Origin of the sequence: Bacteroides ilei (assembly GCF_900128495.1) — a bacterium.
Taxonomy (GTDB): Bacteria; Bacteroidota; Bacteroidia; order Bacteroidales; family Bacteroidaceae; genus Phocaeicola; species Phocaeicola ilei.
In genome coordinates, this window is record NZ_LT635801.1 from 1 (window position 1) to 18,503 (window position 18,503).

Sequence of the window (18,503 nt, forward strand, 5' to 3'; positions counted from 1 at the left end):
GTATCTTTGCCATATTACTTTGCTTATGCTTAAAGATACAAAATCTTTAGGTAATAACAACGCCTCGGCTTGGGAAAGTCGGGGCGTTGTCATAAAAAAAGAGGGTATGCATTTTGACACACCCTCTAAAATTAATAGGTCACTTTGATTATTCTGTACGGGTGGGCAGCTGTGATTCCTGAGGAACATAGTCGCCTTGGAAGAAGCGGCTGGCACGTAGCAAATGACGCCAGATACTTACTAATTCCTGTGATTCCTGCAGGATATTCAAGTAGACTAGTGAAGCTTTCAGGCTTGTGCTGTCTGCCTCCTGCATATGGTTCATCTGTTGTTTTCGCAATGATGAAATGGTATTTTTCAAGGCATCTCCTTTTTTAAGGATATCATCGGCTTCTGCATAGTTATTGTTTTCGATAGCCATGCGGGTCCGTTCCATCAGATTGCAGAGTTCCTGACGAACAGGAGTGAATTCTTTGACACATTCCTTTGAGATAGGATTGAAGTTATTGTCGACATGTTCCTTGCATGGGTCACATATACGTTTGATACAATATAGCATTTCTTCGCAGCTGTTACTTCCCAGATGGAACCATGTATTCTTTTCGATTGCGATTGTAATAGGAATCCGGCGTAGTCCCAGAATCTCTTTACGACGGCGTTTCTTCAACATTTTCCGTTGTTCGTCAGTTGTGTTGATTACTTTTTTCAGGATCTTCAGATTTTGTTCTATAAACCCATCTGTACTCTTTACGTATGCCTGTTCTGTATATTCAATATAACTGGTCAATGTTTCTTTGACATGCTGGCGGAGCAGATTCAGTACTTCTGTCTTGTCTTTGCTTGCCATCATACGTTTGAAGAGGTCGTCCTGTTTTTCTATCTGTTGTTTCTTCTTGTACTGGATGTTACTTCTGATGAGCAGGAATACCGCAACACAGATAAAGATAAACATACCGATGAAACTTGTGTAGTACATGATGATAGTTACCAGCGCGCAGATTATGAATGCCACGAATGCAGTGATAAACCAGCCTCCGATTACTGACAGCATACCGGTAATGCGGTAAACGGCACTTTCACGGCCCCACGCACGGTCGGCCAGTGATGATCCCATCGCTACGATAAAGGTTACATAGGTGGTTGATAGCGGCAACTTCATTGTTGTACCGATAATAATCAATAAGCCGGAAAGGACCAGATTTACTGCGGCACGTACCATATCGAATGCAGCACCATTTTCCAGGATTATTTCGTCTTTGTTGAAACGGCTGTCAATCCATTTGCGCCAGCTTTCAGGAATGGCATGGACTAAAAATTCATTGATTGCAGTTGCACGGCGCACGATTGTACGGGCGAGACCGGAAGAACCGAACATTTCGTCTCCTTCTTCCTGACGTGCCAAATCGACCGATGTCTTGATTACGTTTTTAGCCTTTTTGGATGTAGCCAGTGCATAAACCATGATAATTCCGGAGGCAAATAAGAAGATTGCCGGGGTTTTTGCCGATGACATTAATGATGTCATCATGAAGTCGTGGATACCCGTTCCGTTTGAATTGGCTATATAGTCGGTGTATGCAGAGAAACCTGCCAACGGAACTCCAATGAAGTTCACCAGGTCATTGCCGGCAAATGCCAGAGCCAGAGCAAATGTTCCTAGCAGGACAATGATACGGAATACATTGACCTTGCACCAGTGTAGGATCTGCATCAAGGCTGTAAAGAAGATAAAACAGCCGATTACGAGTAAGGTGGTGTTGTCACTTATCCATTGCAAGGATTCTGGACTCATAAATGGAGCGCTGTTCAGACCTTTGATCAGGATAAAATAGGTTAGTGCCGTTACTGAAATACCTCCAAAGATACCGATTTTCCATGACAGGCGCTTTTTGTAGTTGAAGCTGAATATCAGACGTGATATGTACTGTACAAAGGTTCCGCAGATAAAGGCTACTGCTACAGACAGGAAGATACCCATAATAACTGACAGGGCCTTTTCTGTATTCATCATATCTCCCAGAGAAAGCATTCCCGATTCGTCTCCCACAATTTTGAGAAGAGCCAGGATGAATGTTCCTCCCAACAGTTCAAATACCATGGATACGGTAGTTGATGTGGGGAGTCCTAAGGTGTTGAATACGTCTAGCAGGACTACATCTGTAACCATTACGGCCAGTAGAATACACATGATATCATAGAAGCTGAAATTGGCCGGTTGGAATATGCCGTGGCGTGCAATATCCATCATACCGTTACTTAAGATTGCTCCTGCAAATACACCTACTGCCGCCACGATAATGATGGTTTTGTAGCGTGCCACTTTTGCTCCGACGGCAGAATTCATGAAGTTTACAGCATCATTGCTGACACCAACCAGCAGATCGAAGACTGCCAACATAAAAAGGAATATTACAATTCCTAGATAAACGGTTTCCATAATTTATTTGTTCTATCGTTTTTTTCTGGCGCAAAGCTAAACAGGGCATATTATAAGATAATGTCATACATATTACATTTGTGTTACAAAAAAAGTGCGATAATTTCACCGCTCCTTCTTATGTATATACATTTAAAATTCCTAACTTTGCCCCAAATATTAAAATCTTATAGCAATGTCAGAGTCAAAGAGAATAAAGACCGCGTTAGTATCGGTTTATCACAAGGATGGTTTGGATATGATTATCCGTCGTCTTGCAGAGGAAGGTGTTGAATTTTTGTCAACAGGTGGAACACGACATTTTATAGAAGGGTTAGGTTATCCTTGCCATGCCGTTGAAGATCTGACCGGTTATCCTTCCATTCTGGGTGGACGTGTCAAGACTCTTCATCCGAAAGTTTTTGGAGGTATTCTTTGTCGTCGTGAGCTGGAAGGTGATCAGGAACAGATAAAGCAATATGAAATACCGGAAATAGACCTGGTCATTGTTGACTTGTATCCGTTTGAAGACACTGTGGCTTCGGGTGCCGATTCACAGTCCATCATCGAAAAAATAGATATAGGCGGAATCTCGTTGATTCGTGCAGCAGCTAAAAACTTCAATGATGTGGTTATTGTAGCCAGCAAGGCTCAATATAAGCCTTTCTATGATATTATTTCGAAGAATGGGGCTGTCACTACACGTGAAGAACGCCGCTGGTTTGCTAAAGAGGCTTTTGCGGTTTCTTCTCATTATGATTCTGCTATTTTCGGCTGGTTTGACGGTGATGACCACTCGGCTTTCCGTTGTGCAGCTGAAAATCCGAAGGCTTTGCGCTATGGTGAAAATCCTCATCAGAAGGGCGTCTTCTTCGGCGATTTTGACAAAATGTTCGATCAGCTCCACGGAAAAGAAATCTCTTATAACAATCTGTTGGATATCAATGCCGCTGTTGATCTGATTGATGAATTCAAAGGTGAAACAACATTTGCCATATTGAAGCATAATAACGCATGTGGCCTGGCTTCCCGTCCTGTCTTGGTTGAGGCTTGGAAAGCAGCGTTGGCCGGTGATCCGGTTTCTGCCTTTGGCGGTGTTCTGGTAACAAATGTACCGGTAGACCGTGAAACGGCGGAGGAAATCAATAAGATTTTCTTCGAAGTGATTATAGCGCCTGCATATGACGAGGATGCATTGGAAATCCTGTATCAGAAGAAAAACCGTATAGTCTTGGTACGTAAGGATGTTGAACTGCCCAAAAGACAGTTCCGTTCATTGTTGAACGGTGTGTTGGCCCAAGATCGGGATCTGAAGACTGAAACTCGTGATGATCTGAAGCTGGCTTCAATCAAAGCTCCTTCGGATGCTGAAATTGAAGATATGTTGTTTGCCAATAAAATTGTAAAACAGAGTAAAAGTAATGCCATCGTTTTAGCTAAAGGTAAACAGCTGGTAGCCAGTGGAGTCGGTCAGACCTCTCGGGTAGATGCCTTGAAACAGGCTATTGAAAAGGCTAAGTCTTTCGGATTTGATCTGAATGGCGCTGTGATGGCTAGTGATGCATTCTTCCCGTTCCCGGATTGTGTGGAACTGGCCGATAAGGAAGGTATCAAGGCTGTTATCCAACCGGGCGGATCTGTAAAAGATGATTTGACTTTCCAGTATTGTAACGAACATGGTGTTGCAATGGTTGTTACTGGTATCCGTCATTTTAAACATTAATTTAATTTTTATTGCAGGATGGGATTATTCTCCTTTACACAAGAAATAGCGATGGACCTTGGTACTGCCAATACCATTATTATAAGCAATGACAAGATTGTGGTTGACGAACCCTCTGTCGTTGCCCTGGACCGTCGTACTGATAAAATGATTGCGGTAGGTGAACGTGCAAAATTGATGTATGAAAAGGAAAATCCGAATATTCGTACAGTACGTCCCTTACGTGATGGCGTTATTGCCGACTTCAATGCATGTGAGCAGATGATGCGCGGCCTGATTAAGAAAGTGAATACAGGTCGTCGGCTGTTTACCCCTTCTTTGCGTATGGTTATCGGCGTTCCTTCGGGTAGTACTGAAGTCGAACTGCGTGCTGTGCGTGACAGTGCAGAACATGCTGGAGGACGTGATGTCTATTTGATTTTTGAACCGATGGCGGCTGCTATCGGTATAGGTCTGGATGTTGAGGCTCCGGAAGGTAATATGGTGGTAGATATAGGTGGTGGTTCAACCGAAATTGCTGTGATTTCATTGGGAGGCATCGTTTCGAACAATTCAATCCGTATTGCGGGTGATGATCTGACTGCTGATATTCAGGAGTATATGAGTCGCCAGCATAATGTGAAAGTCAGTGAACGAATGGCCGAACGTATAAAGATCCATGTGGGAGCGGCTTTGACCGATTTGGGTGATGAAGCACCTGAAGATTATATTGTCCGTGGCCCTAACCGCATTACTGCACTGCCGATGGAAGTTCCTGTATGTTATCAGGAAATTGCACACTGCCTGGAGAAAAGCATTGCTAAAATTGAAACTGCAATATTGAGCGCTCTTGAAAATACTCCTCCAGAGTTATATGCCGATATTGTAAATAACGGTATTTATCTAGCCGGAGGAGGTGCTTTGTTGCGTGGCTTGGACAAACGTCTGACCGATAAGATCAATATTCCTTTCCACATTGCGGAAGATCCTTTGCTTAGTGTTGCTAAAGGTACAGGTATCGCATTGAAGAACGTTGACCGTTTTTCATTCTTGATGCGGTAACATGGAGGAAGAATAAGAAAATTTATAGTCAGCTGTTAAGGATAGAGGTTTTTTTCCTTCTGTTTTTAACTGCTGGCTTTTTATGGTTTTTATCAGTTTTGTTTTGATTGATAATATAAGTTTCTGACGTGCGGAATCTGCTTAATTTTCTTTTGAAGTATAATTATTGGCTGCTTTTTATTTTATTGGAAGTAGTCAGCTTTACTTTATTGTTCCGGTTTAACAATTATCAGGGTAGTGTGTTCTTTACTTCAGCCAATTATGTTTCTGGAATAGTGTGTGATGCAGTCAGTAATGTAACTTCTTATTTTGGCTTGCGTCAGGTCAACCGGAATCTGGTACAGCAGAATGTGAAACTGGAACTGGAGCTCGAACGTTTGAATGAAGCATTGAAGGGTTATGTCCGGGATACGACCGAAATAGCAAAGATGAAACAGGACGTGCTGAGGAATTATTTTATTTATCCTGCCCGGGTAGTGAATAACAGTCTGACACGTGCGGATAATTATATTACGATAAATAAAGGGAGTGCCGATAGCATCCGCCCTGAGATGGGGGTCATCGATGGTAATGGAGTTGTGGGAATTGTGTACCAGACATCTTCTCATTATTCGATTGTTCTACCGGTTCTGAACTCCAAAAGTAGCATCAGCTGTAAGATCCACCGTACAGATTATTTCGGTTCCTTGAAATGGGATGGTGGTTCCAGCCAATATGCTTGGGTGCAAGATATACCTCGACATTCGGAATTTACGTTGGGAGATACTGTTGTTACAAGCGGGCATAGTTCTGTCTTTCCAGAGGGTATTCCCGTTGGGGTAGTGGATGACATGGGAGATAGTAATGATGGCTTGTCGTATCGGTTGAAAGTGCGTTTGTTTACCGATTTTGCCCGTTTGAGTGATGTCTGTGTCATTCGTTTCCATGGCCAGAATGAGCAGGCTGAACTGGAAGATAATGTATTGACCAAATTAAAGTAAAAGGAGAGAATAAGATGCTTCAATTGATTCATCGGATATTATGGTTCCTTGTTCTGGTATTGGTTCAGGTCCTGGTTTTGAACCATGTACATATTGCCGGGTATGCAACACCCGTTCTCTATATTTATTATATCTTGACATTAAATTCAGAAACTACCCGCGTTTCCCTTTTGTTGCAAGGATTCTTTTTGGGACTTTGTGTCGATGTCTTCAGCAATACGCCTGGAGTCAATGCCGCTGCATGTACATTGTTGGCTTTTGTTCGTCCGGCTTTGTTACGTATGCAGATGGTCAGGGATATTACCGATGACTATGAACCGGGAATACGGATTATGGGTTTTTCTCCATTCCTGCGTTATGTAACGAGTGGGACTTTTCTGATGGTTCTTGTATGGCAGCTGATAGATATATTTTCGTTGTTCCGTATAGAGGAACTTTTTTGGAGAGTTCTGTCCAGTACGTTCCTTTCCGTTATTTTGATTATGTGTATTGATGCCGTAAGGAGGAAGAGATAGTGGATAAAAATTATAACTTGTCGAAACGTCGCTATGTGATAGCAGGTGCTGTTCTGTGCGTTGTTCTTCTTTTTATTGCCCGTTTGTTCGTGTTGCAGATAATGAACGACGATTACAAGAAGAATGCCGACAGTAATGCTTTCTTGAGAAAAATACAATATCCTAGCCGGGGTGTTATTTATGACAGGACAGGGAAATTGCTGGTATTTAATCAGCCGGCATATGATATTACGGTTATCATGAAGGAAATAACTTCTTTGGATACAATGGATCTGTGCCGTACCTTAAAGATAACTCCTGAGTTTTTGCGTAAGAAATTTCGTGACATGAAAGACCGGCGTCTGAATCCCGGTTATTCTCCTTATACCAACCAGGTTCTGCTTACCCAGCTGTCGGCCGAGGATTGTGGCATATTTCAGGAGAAGCTGTTCAAATTCCCCGGTTTTTATATACAGCGTCGTACCATCCGTCAATATACATACAATGCAGGCGCACATGTATTGGGTGATATAGCAGAAGTTTCAAAAAATGAAATGGAACAGGATGAATATTACCAGCCTGGCGATTTCATCGGGAAACTGGGTGTAGAACGTTCCTATGAGAAGCAGTTGAGGGGTGAAAAAGGGATTGAGATTCTGCTCCGTGATGCACATGGGCGTATTCAGGGGAATTATATGGACGGGAAGTTCGATAAGGAGCCTGTTCCGGGGAAGAACCTGACGTTAAGCCTTGATATTGATCTGCAGCAATTGGGCGAACGGCTTCTGGAAGGGAAGATCGGGAGTATTGTTGCCATCGAGCCTCAGACAGGGGAAGTACTTTGTCTGGTTTCTTCTCCGAGTTATGATCCTCATCTGATGGTCGGACGGGAGCGTGGAAAGAATCATTTGGCTATGTCACGCGACCCTTGGAAGCCGTTGCTTAACCGTGCCATCATGGGAACATATCCTCCCGGATCGACCTTTAAGACGACTCAGGCTCTGACTTATCTACAGGAGGGTATCATTACAACCGGTACCACTTATCCGTGTGTGCATGGATTCTCTTTTAGAGGACTTCACGTAGGTTGTCATGCACATCCGTCTCCATTGCCATTGATTCCTGCCATAGCGACATCCTGTAACGGTTATTTCTGCTGGGGATTATATCATATGATCGGAGCCCGTCAGAAGTATGGAAGTGTACAGAATGCGATGGATACCTGGCGTGACTATATGGTTTCTATGGGATTCGGATATACATTGGGGATTGATCTGCCCGGTGAAAAAAGAGGGATGATTCCCAATGCCAAATATTATGATAAGGCATACAAGGGGTCCTGGAACGGTTTGACGATTATCAGTATTTCCATCGGTCAGGGTGAAGTCACTGCAACACCCCTGCAGATAGCGAATCTCGGGGCAACGATTGCCAACCGCGGTTATTTTTTCACACCGCATGTGGTGAAATCGATAGAAGGTGAAAGTATCGATACCTTATATTCGAAAAAAAGGTACACCATGGTCGATAAGTCGCATTATGAGGAGGTGGTACAAGGAATGCGTATGGCTGTATTGGGGGGAACCTGTAGGGTTGCCAATCTACCTGATATTGAGGTTTGCGGCAAGACTGGTACGGCTCAGAACCATGGGAAAGACCATTCGGCATTTATGGGTTTTGCTCCGATGGAAAATCCGAAGATTGCGATTGCCGTTTATGTTGAGAATGGTGGATGGGGAGCGACTTACGGTGTTCCCATAGGTCGTTTGATGATAGAGCAATATTTGAAAGGAAAGCTTTCGCCGGAAGATGAGGCGATGGCTTCAGAAATACAAAATAGAAGAATTGATTATGGTCTTCAAGAGAGATAGTTTGTGGACGAAGGTGGATTGGCGGACGATAGCCCTTTACATAGTCCTGGTAATCTGTGGATGGCTCAGTGTTTGCGGAGCCAGCTATGATTACGGGGATCCGGACTTTCTGGATTTTTCGACCCGTGCCGGCAAACAGCTGATGTGGATCGGATGTTCATTGGGTCTGGGCTTTGTATTGCTGATGCTTGAAGACCGGATTTATGATACCTATGCCTATCTTATATATGGTATATTACTGCTGTTGCTGTTCGGGACTATATTCAATCCGCATGAAATCAAGGGATCCCGATCTTGGATTGTCTTAGGGCCGGTCAGTCTGCAACCGGCAGAATTTGCCAAGTTTGCTACGGCGTTGGCACTTTCCAAGTATATAGGTGAATATACTTTTTCTATGGAAAGAACCAGAAATCTGGTTACAGCACTGGGTATTATTCTGGTACCTATGATATTGATTGTCATGCAAAAAGAGACCGGATCGGCTTTGGTTTATCTTTCATTCCTTCTGGTGCTTTACCGGGAGGGAATGACTGGTTCTGTCTTGTTTGCAGGTTTTTGTGCCGTTGTCTATTTTATAGTGGGGATCCGTTTCAGTATAGATATGATGGCCGATGACTGTACTTCATGGGGTGAATTTGCTGTTTTGGGACTGATTGTCATATTTTCTGCCATGTTGGTGAATGCATATTGCAGGAATGGGCAGAAGGTTTTTCGGAATATCCTGGTTTTCGGTTGCGGTTCCATCTTGCTCGGGCTTCTGTTTTCTTTGTATGTGATTCCGTTCAATGTCGGGATATTGGAACTTGTGGTGTGTGCGGTGCTTTGCGGATATTTGATCTATCTGTTTTTCCATGACCGCATCCGGCATTATCTGTATATATTATTCTTTACGGTCGGTTCGGTCGGTTTCTTCTTTTCTGCCGATTATGTTTTCAATAATGTGCTTGAACCCCATCAGCAGGTGCGTATCAAGGTCTTGTTAGGTATGGAAGATGATCCGGCTGGAGCAGGATATAACGTGAATCAGAGTAAAATCGCTATCGGTTCAGGAGGATTTACCGGGAAAGGTTTCCTGAACGGTACCCAGACGAAACTGAAATATGTGCCGGAGCAGGATACCGATTTCATCTTCTGTACAGTAGGAGAGGAACAGGGCTTTGTCGGGGCTTCGGTCGTCATATTGCTTTTTGCGGCTTTGATCTGGCGTCTGATTTATCTGGCAGAGCGGCAGACGTCCCGATTTGGGAGGGTATACGGCTACTCTGTTCTATGTATTTTCTTTTTTCATCTTTTTGTGAATGTCGGGATGGTTTTGGGGTTGACGCCGGTTATCGGGATCCCGCTTCCCTTCTTTAGTTACGGTGGATCTTCCTTGTGGGGATTTACCATACTATTGTTTGTCTTTCTGCGGATTGACGCTGCGAGGGAAGGATAGCCGGATGCCGATGTCCGAAATTCCTTGGAGCGGCGACGTATTCATAATGTGAGTAATCTGCAGGATACTGTCGCCGGGCTGTAATTCCAGTTTCAGTCCTTTTGCGGTATATTGGTACAGGTTACCGGCAGTTCCGGTTCCTTTCCAGTTGCCGTGTTTGTCGGCCAGATAGAGGTGTATTCTTTCGTGCGGGCTGTGGGGGATGAGGGGATGATGGATTTCAATCCATAAATCACGGAACGGATAGGTTTCATTGTGCCGTACTCCTATTTCTACCTGGTAAGTCTTTCCGGTAAGGTTGTCCGGTAACGTGTAGATTAGCGTATCAGCCTTGTCCCAGCCATGGAAAGGAATGGACCGGTAGCTGTGGTAGGTGGTATCTTTTTCGCACGATGGCAACAAAAACAGCAATATCAGGAACAAATATATTCCTATCTGTTGGAAAAAAGAATGTCCTTCTAATTTCATTTTGCAATGGTATTGTTTATCAGTTTATCGGAATGCTTAAATTGAAAGAGGCAGTCCCTTGACCGGAATCTGCCTCTTTGCTATAGTGTTTGTTCCATTCTTTATTCTATGCCTGTGGAGTCGGATCCGGGTTTCCGTTTCCAGTTTCATTGTCATTGTGCCGTTTGGTGCGGTGTCGGTTGTTGCGTTCCCGCCGCCGGTTATTGTTTTTGTCATCACGACGGTTGTCTTGCGGGTTTTGCATATTGTTTTCAGCGGTTATGGGTAATGGCAGATTCTTTTGAGGGGCAGGTTGTTGCTGTGCCTTCTGCTGTTTTTCCTGTTTCTCCAGACGTTGTCTGTTGCCGTTGTTTTCCTGGTTTCCACCGTTGTTGCGGTTGTTACGCTCCTTTTTCCGGCTTTCATTCTGTCTGCCTTCATTCCGTTTCGTTGTACCGTTTGCTTCTTCCGTCTGGGTTTCCGGTTGTGCCGGCTGTGCTCCCTGGCGGAACTCATTGGGGGCATCTGCTTTCTTCTTTTTCCGGTTTTTTGCATTTTTGCTCTTGTCGAAACGGGTTAGGCTTTCCTGTTCCAGCAGGTCCTTGGAACGTCCTGTCTCATGGCTACCGTTATCCTGGAGTTTTTCCGGCTTTTCACCGTGCTTGTTCATATTGATGATTTCAAATGCTCTGCGGGCGGTGATGGTAGCTTCATTGGCCAGGAAACTTTTATCGGTAGAGTATGTAATGGTACCTTTCAGGATATCGGCCTTGAAATAGTAATAGGTGGCATCCTGTGTTTCCAGTGTGATCTCCTTGCTAGGCAGACGTTTCTGACATTCTACATATGCATCGACTTCATAATTCAAGCAGCATTTCAGTTTGGCGCATTGGCCGGCAAGCTTCTGCGGGTTCAGTGAGATGTCCTGGTAGCGTGCGGCACTGGTAGAGACAGATACGAAATTGGTCATCCAGGTGGCACAGCACAGTTCACGTCCGCAAGGACCGATACCTCCAATTCTTCCTGCTTCCTGGCGGGCGCCGATCTGTTTCATTTCGATGCGTACACGGAATGCTTCGGCCAGTACCTTGATAAGTTGGCGGAAATCCACACGCTCGTCGGCTATATAGTAGAATATGGCCTTATTGCCGTCGCCCTGATATTCCACATCACCTATTTTCATCTGCAGGCCCAGGTCGGCTGCTATCTGGCGTGAGCGGATCATGGTGTCATGTTCGCGCTTTTTGGCTTCTTCATATTTTTCCAGGTCTACCGGCTTCGCCTTACGGTATACACGTTTGATTTCAATGTCCGGCTTCAGGTTGGCTTTGCGCATTTGCAGGGGGACAAGCCTTCCGGTCAGGGTTACGGTTCCGATATCATGTCCCGGACTGGCTTCTACGGCAACTATGTCACCTTTTTCCAGTTTCAGGTGGTTGCTGTTCTTGAAATATCCTTTACGGGTATTCTTGAACTGCACTTCTACCATTTCCTGTTCTTCGCTGTTTCCGGGGATATCAGCGAGCCAGTCGTATGTATTTAGTTTGTTATCTTGTCGTCCGCAGCCTTTGCAACATAGAGGGCCGCTTCCGTTCTTCAGTATAAATTTGCTCATGTTTATATGTTGTTATTGTCCATATAATATACTTGGTATCATTTCTTCAGAAGTACGATCATTTTCAATGCAAAGTCGAAAAATACGAACTTCGGATTAGCATTCTGTTCGATGTGCCGTTGGGCCTCCTGAAGCTCATCCATAATCCCCATTACATTCCGCTCCGAAACAAATGGGGCGAACCGGGATGAGAATTGCTGTTCTTCCTGGTTCAGATAGTTCATTTCCGGGTGATGGAAGTTATAGATAAAGTTTTCACGTATCATCCGTTGGCAATAGGACAGCAGATTCTTTTGTCTTTCCCTTCCCATTCCGGCTACCTGTTCACTCCAGGCTTTCATTTCCTTCACTCTCCGGGCGTAGGCCAGACGCATCAGGGAAGTGAAAAGTTCGAAGAAGAGTTTGTTTTCTTCTCCCAGGTGAATATTTTCCAATGCATGCAGCAGACTTCCTTCCGAGCGGTGGGCTATGTCGGCCGCATCGTCCGGTTGCAGCATATAGCGTGTCTGTAACAGGTCCGACAAGTCCTTTTCCGATAGCGGAGGCAGGTTGAACCGTTGCAGACGGCTCTGCAGTGTGGGTAGGATCATATCCGGATTTTCCGTAATCCATAGAAACAGAGTCTGTGCCGGAGGTTCTTCCAGCAGTTTGAGAAGCTTGTTTCCACATTCGGCATTCATCTTTTCCGGCAGCCAGATAATCATGATCTTGTATCCTCCCTGGCTTGATTTCAATGACAGCTTGCGGGTTATTTCATCACTTTCACGTACGAATATCTGTGCCTGCTGGTTTTCAGCCCCCATTCTGGCCAGCCATGTGGGGAGTGAAAAATAGGGAGTATCCAGTAGCAGTTGTCTCCAGGCATCGATGAAGTCGTCCGAAACCGCATCCTTATTCGATTTCTTTTTGATAACCGGGAAAGCGAAATGTACATCCGGGTGTACAAGTTTGTTCATTTTGATACATGACGGACAATGTCCGCATGCGTCATCCGGACCCGGATTCTCACAACAGAGGTAACGGGCAAAGGCTATGGCTAAAGGAAGTTTCCCTGTTCCTTCCATGCCGCAGAACAGCATGGCATGAGGGATACGTCCTTCACGTTTCAAGGTCAGCAGATGCTGCTTGGCTTCACTTTGTCCTATTACATCTCTGAAAAACATAATCGTCAGAATATTGCTTTTGCTACTTGTCGTACACTGTCGCTGGCGCTCACTGTATAGAAATGGATACTGGGCACACCATATGCCATCAGTTCCTTGCACTGCCGGATGCACCATTCAATTCCCAGTTGGCGGGCATCGGCGTCGGTCTTGCATTTCATGGCCTCCACAGCCAGTTCCTGGGGCATGTCGATCTTGAAGGTCTTGGGTACCATTGTTATTTGGGAAAGTTTGCTGAACGGCTTGATTCCCGGAATGATGGGTACGTCTATCCCTTCTTTGCGGACATGGTCTACAAAATCAAAATATTTCTTGTTGTCGTAGAACAGCTGTGTTACGGCGTATTCAGCTCCAGCTTCTATCTTCTTTTTCAGCCAATAGATATCCTGTTCCAGGTTCATGGCCTCTTCATGTTTTTCGGGGTAGCAGGCTACACCGTAGCTGAAGGGACGGACTGGTGCCTTTATCGGAGCACCGTCGATAAAGATTCCTTGGTTGAAGTCATTGATCTGCTGTTCCAGTTCCAGTGCATGGCTACATCCTCCCGGTTCTGGAATGAACTTCGATTCATGCTTGGCTTTGTCTCCACGCAAGACCAGCAGGTCGGTAATGCCCAGGAACTGCAGGTCGAGCAGGGTATATTCCGTATCTTCACGGGTAAAGCCACTGCACAGCATATGAGGTACGACAGTAATGTTATATTTGTTTTTTATGGCGGCTGCTACGGCTACGGTTCCGGGGCGACGGCGGACACGTTTCCGTTCAAACAGTCCGTTGCCCAGTTCGTTATAGACGTATTCACTGCGATGGGTGGTAATGTTGATATATTTCGGGTCGAACTCAAGAAGGGAATCGATGTTCTGGAAAAGTTTTTCGATTCCTGCACCCTTCAGAGGAGGCAGTACCTCGAATGAAAAGGCGGTCTTGTCCTGCGATTTGATTAAATCTATTACTCTCATTTCTCTATTTTTGTGCCTGCTCGGCCTAATTTACATATTTGGCAAAAATAAGAAAAATATTGTACTTAACGGGAAAGGCTTCCGTTTTTTTCTTTCCGGAAGGGGTGTTGTCAGATAAATGGTGTGAACAGATGTGCGAACCATCCCCAGAAACGTTTCCATGGAGTACGTTTCATGTATTCATCGTGAGTCAGTACGGTGCTGTTCAGTTTGTCGTTCTTGAATATCCGACAGAGCTGGTCGGTTGTAGGGAGGTCGAAGATGAAGGCATTGATCTCATAGTCGTAGCGGAGGCTCCGGCTGTTCAGGTTCGCACTTCCTACGGTGCAGAAACGTTCGTCTACCATCATGATCTTGGAATGGTGGAATCCGCCGTTATATATGTATACATGTGCACCTTTCTTGCGCAATCTGTTTACGATATACATACCGGCATCGGGAGTAAATGAGATGTCCGATTTACCGGGTACCATGATTTCTACACGAACTCCTCTTTTTATGGCTCTTTTTATGGCACGGAGTACGCTTGCCGTGGGAGTAAAATACGGGTTGATTATCTGTACTTTAGTCTGGGCGGCGTCCAGGGCGGCTATGTAAGCTTCACGTATCGCTTTGGGTGATTTGCGCGGAACGCGTTGTACGATGGCCACTTGTCCGCCGGCATGGGCTGGAGCAGCCGTTACGGAATCTGTCCGGAAGGGGAACAGCTCACTCCCGTCGACGTGCTGTCCGGTTTCTTTGTTCCAGGTTTCCAGGAAGGCCTTTTGCAGCTCGGTTACTACGGGACCTTTGAAACAAACGTGCATGTCACGCCATTCACCTATTTTAGGTAGTCCGTTGATATAGTAGTCGGCTACATTCATACCTCCTGTATAGCCAGTCTTGCCGTCGATGACAACTATTTTCTGATGGTCACGGCTCAGGGCATGGTTGATATAGGGGAATTTGAACGGGTCGAAGGTGATGATTTCTATACCTTTGTCGTGTAGCGCCTGCAGATGTCTCTTCCTTAAGGGACGGTTGTTTGACATGTTGCCGAATGCGTCGAACATGGCACGGACCTTGACACCGTCCTGGGCCTTGTCGGCCAGCAGTTCGAATAGTGCACGCGCTATCGAGTCGTTCCTGAAATTGAAATATTCCAGGTGGATGGTACTTTGGGCCTTCTTGATTTCGTTGAACAGGTGGTTGAACTTTTCACGTCCGCTCACCAGCAGTTCTATCCGGTTATTATTGATTATCGGATATTTCTGTTTACGCAGGTACTCGGCAAAGATGGAATCCGATGGCAGCCACCGGTCGGCGCTGTCGGCAGTAAGTGCCTCTCTTGTCTGCGCATATCCGGTCCCAGGGATTCCTATTCCTATTATCAGGAACCATAAAATAGAGAGAATATGTCTTTTATGTTGAGTCGCAGTTTTCATGTCCAAATGTTTTGTAAGCAACAAAATTATGTATTTATAGACAAATTACATAGCCGGATGTTTTGGTTTTGTCAAATTTGTTACGATTTTACTGTAATTTCACAGAAAAATACTGGTTTATGCCTTTTTGAGAAATGTCGTTCCTTCCATTAATATTCAAGGTACGTTTTCTGCTTTTCCGGGAGGCATCGGAAAACACATTGAAGATTGGACGAAAAGAACTTGATGTTCTGGAAAGAACATCTTGATGAATGAAGTGAAATTACTTGAAGAGTTGCAGAAAAGATCTTGTTGGTTTTCAAAAAGAGCTTGAAATTTTTTTGCTCTTCCTCACATTCTGTCCTTCCATATAGCTTCATTTTTATGAAAAACGGGAATAAAAGGAAAATATGAACAGTTGCTCTTCTTTTGTGAATAATCGTGTAAATCCCCTCTGTACTATCTTTGCCTCAGATTAAGAAACGAAAGACATGAAACGATTAGTATTTATTTTTGCCTCTTTGTTGGTATGCTTTCCTGCACTTGCACAAAAGACGCTGACCTTGGAAGAATGTCTGACAATAGGCATTGAAAACAACCTTTCATTGAAGGGAAGCCGGAATGAGCTCCGGAAAGGGAAACATCTGCTCAGCGAGAACCGTGCGAAACTGTTGCCGCAGATCAGTGCGGTTGCCGCTTTCAATGATAATTTTACCCCTCCTGTATCTGTTACCGACGGTTCCGCTTACGGAAATCTGTACAATGTGACCCGGACCCTGCAGTACAATGCTTCTGCTGGACTGCAGATGCAGATGCCGTTGTATAACCAAACGGTCTATACGGCCATAGACATTGCACGTACAATGAATGATTTGAACCGTTTGTCGTATGGTAAGGCGCGTGAAGACCTGATCCTGCAGATATGTAAGATGTATTATCTGGGACAGAATACGGTAGAACAGCTTACGCTGATAAAGGAAAACATTGTCCGGTTGAAAGATCTGCGTGACATTACCCAGGCTTTTTATGATAACGGGATGGCTATGGAAGTAGATGTGAAACGTGTCAATATCAATCTGGAGAACCAGCAGGTACAGTATGACAATGCCCGATCGATGCTGGTCCAGCAACTGAATCTCTTGAAATATGTGATGGATTATCCTGCTGATGAGGAAATTGCACTTACTCCGGTCGATACGGGGAACGTGGTTCCGGTATCTTTGAATGGTCTTAGTGGCGGACTGTATGAATTGCAGTTGCTCCAGTCGCAGGAGAAGCTGGCCGGCCAGCAGAAAGATCTGATCCGACAGGGGTATCTTCCTACTTTGACTCTGAGCGGAAGCTGGATGTATTCGGCGTATACCGACAAAGCACGTCATTGGTTCCATTCCGGGCCGTCCAACCATTGGTATCCTTCCAACGGAATCGGACTGACGCTCCGTATCCCGATATTCGACGGTCTGGATAAACGGGCACGTATCAGAAAGGCTCAGATAGATCAGGAAAATGCGAAACTTTCTTATGAGAATACGTTCAGGAATATGCAGACCCAGTATCTGAACGCAACTAACGAACTGATGAACAGCTGTAGGAATTTCAGAAAACAGAAAGACAATTATTTGCTGGCGGAAGAGGTATATCAGGTTACGACCGACCGTTACCGGGAAGGCATCGCTTCCATGACCGAGGTCCTGCAGGACGAGATGCGTATGAGCGAAGCCCAGAATAACTACCTCAGTGCCCATTACAATTACCAGGTAGCCAATCTTACCCTGCTTAAGCTGACAGGGCAGACAGACCGCCTGTTTCAAACAAGATCCAATTCATTCATCCACTAAAAAACATGCAAAATGGAAACTCAAGACAATAGACTTCAGGAAAAAGCTTTGAATTTGAAAAGACAACGCCGCCGTCGGATACTGGCCAGTGTGGTGGGTATCGCGATTCTCGTATGGGGACTTATTGAAACGGGTTGTATGTTTTTCAATTATAAATATGCCGAAACGAGTAATGACGCACAAGTGGAGCAGTATATCTCTCCGGTAAATCTGAGAGCGTCGGGGTATATCAGGAAAATCTGTTTTACGGAACATCAGAAGGTGCATAAAGGAGATACGTTGCTGATTCTTGACGACCGTGAATACCGTATCCGGGTTATGGAAGCGGAAGCGGCCCTGAAGGATGCCATGGCAGGAGCTACGGTCATTGACGCCACTTTACAGACTACACAGAATTCGGCCTCGGTGTATGAGGCATCGATAGCTGAAATCGAAATCCGTCTGGCCAAGCTGGAGAAGGACCGCCAACGTTATGAGAATCTGGTGCAGCGGAATGCGGCCACTCCGATACAGTTGGAACAGATTGAGACGGAGTATGCGGCTACCCGAAAAAAACTGGAGGCTACCAGGCGGCAGCAGCGTGCGGCCATGTCGGGGATACGGGAAGTGTCTAACCGCAGGGAAAGCACCGAAGCGGCTATACAGCGTGCCGAGGCAGCTTTGGAGATGGCACGGCTGAATCTTTCCTATACGGTTGTGCTGGCTCCATGCGACGGGAAACTGGGACGCCGTGCGTTGGAGGAAGGTCAGTACATTACGGCCGGACAAAGTGTTACCTATATTCTCCCGGATACACGGAAATGGATCATAGCGAACTATAAGGAGACGCAGGTTGAGAACCTCAGGCTGGGACAGGAAGTCCGTATCTCGGTCGATGCTGTAAGCGGACGTGAATTTACCGGTAGGATTACGGCCATATCCGGAGCTACCGGATCCAAGTATTCATTGGTTCCGACCGACAATTCAGCCGGAAACTTTGTAAAGATCCGCCAGCGTATACCGGTACGTATCGACTTTACCGATATTTCCGAAGAAGATAATGAACGTCTGGCCGCCGGCATGATGGCAGTAGTGAAGACCAGACTGTAAATCAAGGTGTTTCAGAATCCAGAAAAAAG

14 protein-coding genes are annotated in these 18,503 nt (G+C 45.2%); 8 read left to right on the plus strand and 6 right to left on the minus strand.

The genetic code is table 11. The features are described from left to right. Positions 1 to 148: 148 nt before the first annotated feature. Positions 149 to 2,437 (minus strand): inorganic phosphate transporter, encoded by a 2,289-nt coding sequence (locus BQ7489_RS00005; RefSeq protein ID WP_072529507.1) that lies wholly within the window; start codon positions 2,435 to 2,437, stop codon positions 149 to 151. Positions 2,438 to 2,612: 175 nt separating this feature from the next. On the opposite strand from BQ7489_RS00005, the gene purH reads away from it, so the two are divergent. From purH to rodA, 6 genes are all read left to right on the plus strand, one after another. Then, complete coding sequence (purH, locus tag BQ7489_RS00010) at positions 2,613 to 4,139, plus strand: bifunctional phosphoribosylaminoimidazolecarboxamide formyltransferase/IMP cyclohydrolase (RefSeq protein WP_072529508.1); 1,527 nt, start codon at positions 2,613 to 2,615, stop codon at positions 4,137 to 4,139. Between the two features lie 18 nt (positions 4,140 to 4,157). Further along, positions 4,158 to 5,180: a rod shape-determining protein gene (locus BQ7489_RS00015; protein ID WP_072529509.1), complete on the plus strand. Its 1,023-nt coding sequence runs from the start codon at positions 4,158 to 4,160 to the stop codon at positions 5,178 to 5,180. Positions 5,181 to 5,308: 128 nt separating this feature from the next. After that, positions 5,309 to 6,160, plus strand: coding sequence for a rod shape-determining protein MreC (gene mreC, locus BQ7489_RS00020; RefSeq protein ID WP_072529510.1), 852 nt, complete (start codon positions 5,309 to 5,311; stop codon positions 6,158 to 6,160). Positions 6,161 to 6,174: 14 nt separating this feature from the next. Then, positions 6,175 to 6,675, plus strand: coding sequence for a rod shape-determining protein MreD (mreD, locus tag BQ7489_RS00025; protein WP_072529511.1), 501 nt, complete (start codon positions 6,175 to 6,177; stop codon positions 6,673 to 6,675). Next, entirely contained in the window at positions 6,675 to 8,525 is a 1,851-nt protein-coding gene (gene mrdA, locus BQ7489_RS00030; protein ID WP_072529512.1) for a penicillin-binding protein 2, read from the plus strand. Before mreD ends, mrdA begins: the two co-directional genes overlap by 1 nt. Further along, positions 8,506 to 9,960, plus strand: a complete 1,455-nt coding sequence (gene rodA / locus BQ7489_RS00035) for a rod shape-determining protein RodA (RefSeq protein ID WP_072529513.1) — start codon at positions 8,506 to 8,508, stop codon at positions 9,958 to 9,960. The genes mrdA and rodA overlap by 20 nt, the downstream gene beginning before the upstream one ends. Here the strand turns inward: rodA and BQ7489_RS00040 are convergent. The 5 genes from BQ7489_RS00040 to cls all read right to left on the minus strand — a co-directional run bounded on the left by BQ7489_RS00040 (position 9,916) and on the right by cls (position 15,568). Beyond that, positions 9,916 to 10,428: a gliding motility lipoprotein GldH gene (locus BQ7489_RS00040; protein ID WP_072529514.1), complete on the minus strand. Its 513-nt coding sequence runs from the start codon at positions 10,426 to 10,428 to the stop codon at positions 9,916 to 9,918. The genes rodA and BQ7489_RS00040 overlap by 45 nt on opposite strands. A gap of 106 nt (positions 10,429 to 10,534) precedes the next feature. Further along, on the minus strand, positions 10,535 to 12,022 hold the full coding sequence (locus tag BQ7489_RS00045; RefSeq protein ID WP_072529515.1) for a PSP1 domain-containing protein: 1,488 nt from the start codon (positions 12,020 to 12,022) through the stop codon (positions 10,535 to 10,537). Positions 12,023 to 12,060: 38 nt separating this feature from the next. After that, entirely contained in the window at positions 12,061 to 13,185 is a 1,125-nt protein-coding gene (locus BQ7489_RS00050; protein ID WP_072529516.1) for a DNA polymerase III subunit, read from the minus strand. Between the two features lie 5 nt (positions 13,186 to 13,190). Next, a complete protein-coding gene (metF, locus tag BQ7489_RS00055) occupies positions 13,191 to 14,144 on the minus strand; it encodes a methylenetetrahydrofolate reductase [NAD(P)H] (RefSeq protein ID WP_072529517.1) in 954 nt (317 codons plus the stop codon). Between the two features lie 110 nt (positions 14,145 to 14,254). Continuing rightward, complete coding sequence (gene cls / locus BQ7489_RS00060; RefSeq protein ID WP_072531944.1) at positions 14,255 to 15,568, minus strand: cardiolipin synthase; 1,314 nt, start codon at positions 15,566 to 15,568, stop codon at positions 14,255 to 14,257. Between the two features lie 470 nt (positions 15,569 to 16,038). Here cls and BQ7489_RS00065 point away from each other — a divergent pair, with 470 nt between their 5' ends. After that, on the plus strand, positions 16,039 to 17,385 hold the full coding sequence (locus BQ7489_RS00065; RefSeq protein ID WP_072529518.1) for a TolC family protein: 1,347 nt from the start codon (positions 16,039 to 16,041) through the stop codon (positions 17,383 to 17,385). 12 nt (positions 17,386 to 17,397) lie between these two features. Then, positions 17,398 to 18,474 carry an HlyD family secretion protein gene (locus BQ7489_RS00070; protein ID WP_072529519.1) on the plus strand — a complete coding sequence of 359 codons (1,077 nt, stop codon included), beginning with the start codon at positions 17,398 to 17,400 and terminating at the stop codon, positions 18,472 to 18,474. Positions 18,475 to 18,503 lie beyond the last annotated feature (29 nt).

Bases quoted from the DNA above. Each gene is read 5' to 3' on its own strand.
- BQ7489_RS00050 (WP_072529516.1), bottom strand. From the start codon at position 13,185: ATGTTTTTCAGAGATGTAATAGGACAAAGTGAAGCCAAGCAGCATCTG.
- BQ7489_RS00070 (WP_072529519.1), top strand. From the start codon at position 17,398: ATGGAAACTCAAGACAATAGACTTCAGGAAAAAGCTTTGAATTTGAAA.
- metF (WP_072529517.1), bottom strand. From the start codon at position 14,144: ATGAGAGTAATAGATTTAATCAAATCGCAGGACAAGACCGCCTTTTCA.
- cls (WP_072531944.1), bottom strand. From the start codon at position 15,568: ATGAAAACTGCGACTCAACATAAAAGACATATTCTCTCTATTTTATGG.
- purH (WP_072529508.1), top strand. From the start codon at position 2,613: ATGTCAGAGTCAAAGAGAATAAAGACCGCGTTAGTATCGGTTTATCAC.
- BQ7489_RS00040 (WP_072529514.1), bottom strand. From the start codon at position 10,428: ATGAAATTAGAAGGACATTCTTTTTTCCAACAGATAGGAATATATTTG.
- mreD (WP_072529511.1), top strand. From the start codon at position 6,175: ATGCTTCAATTGATTCATCGGATATTATGGTTCCTTGTTCTGGTATTG.
- BQ7489_RS00005 (WP_072529507.1), bottom strand. From the start codon at position 2,437: ATGGAAACCGTTTATCTAGGAATTGTAATATTCCTTTTTATGTTGGCA.
- BQ7489_RS00045 (WP_072529515.1), bottom strand. From the start codon at position 12,022: ATGAGCAAATTTATACTGAAGAACGGAAGCGGCCCTCTATGTTGCAAA.
- rodA (WP_072529513.1), top strand. From the start codon at position 8,506: ATGGTCTTCAAGAGAGATAGTTTGTGGACGAAGGTGGATTGGCGGACG.
- BQ7489_RS00015 (WP_072529509.1), top strand. From the start codon at position 4,158: ATGGGATTATTCTCCTTTACACAAGAAATAGCGATGGACCTTGGTACT.
- BQ7489_RS00065 (WP_072529518.1), top strand. From the start codon at position 16,039: ATGAAACGATTAGTATTTATTTTTGCCTCTTTGTTGGTATGCTTTCCT.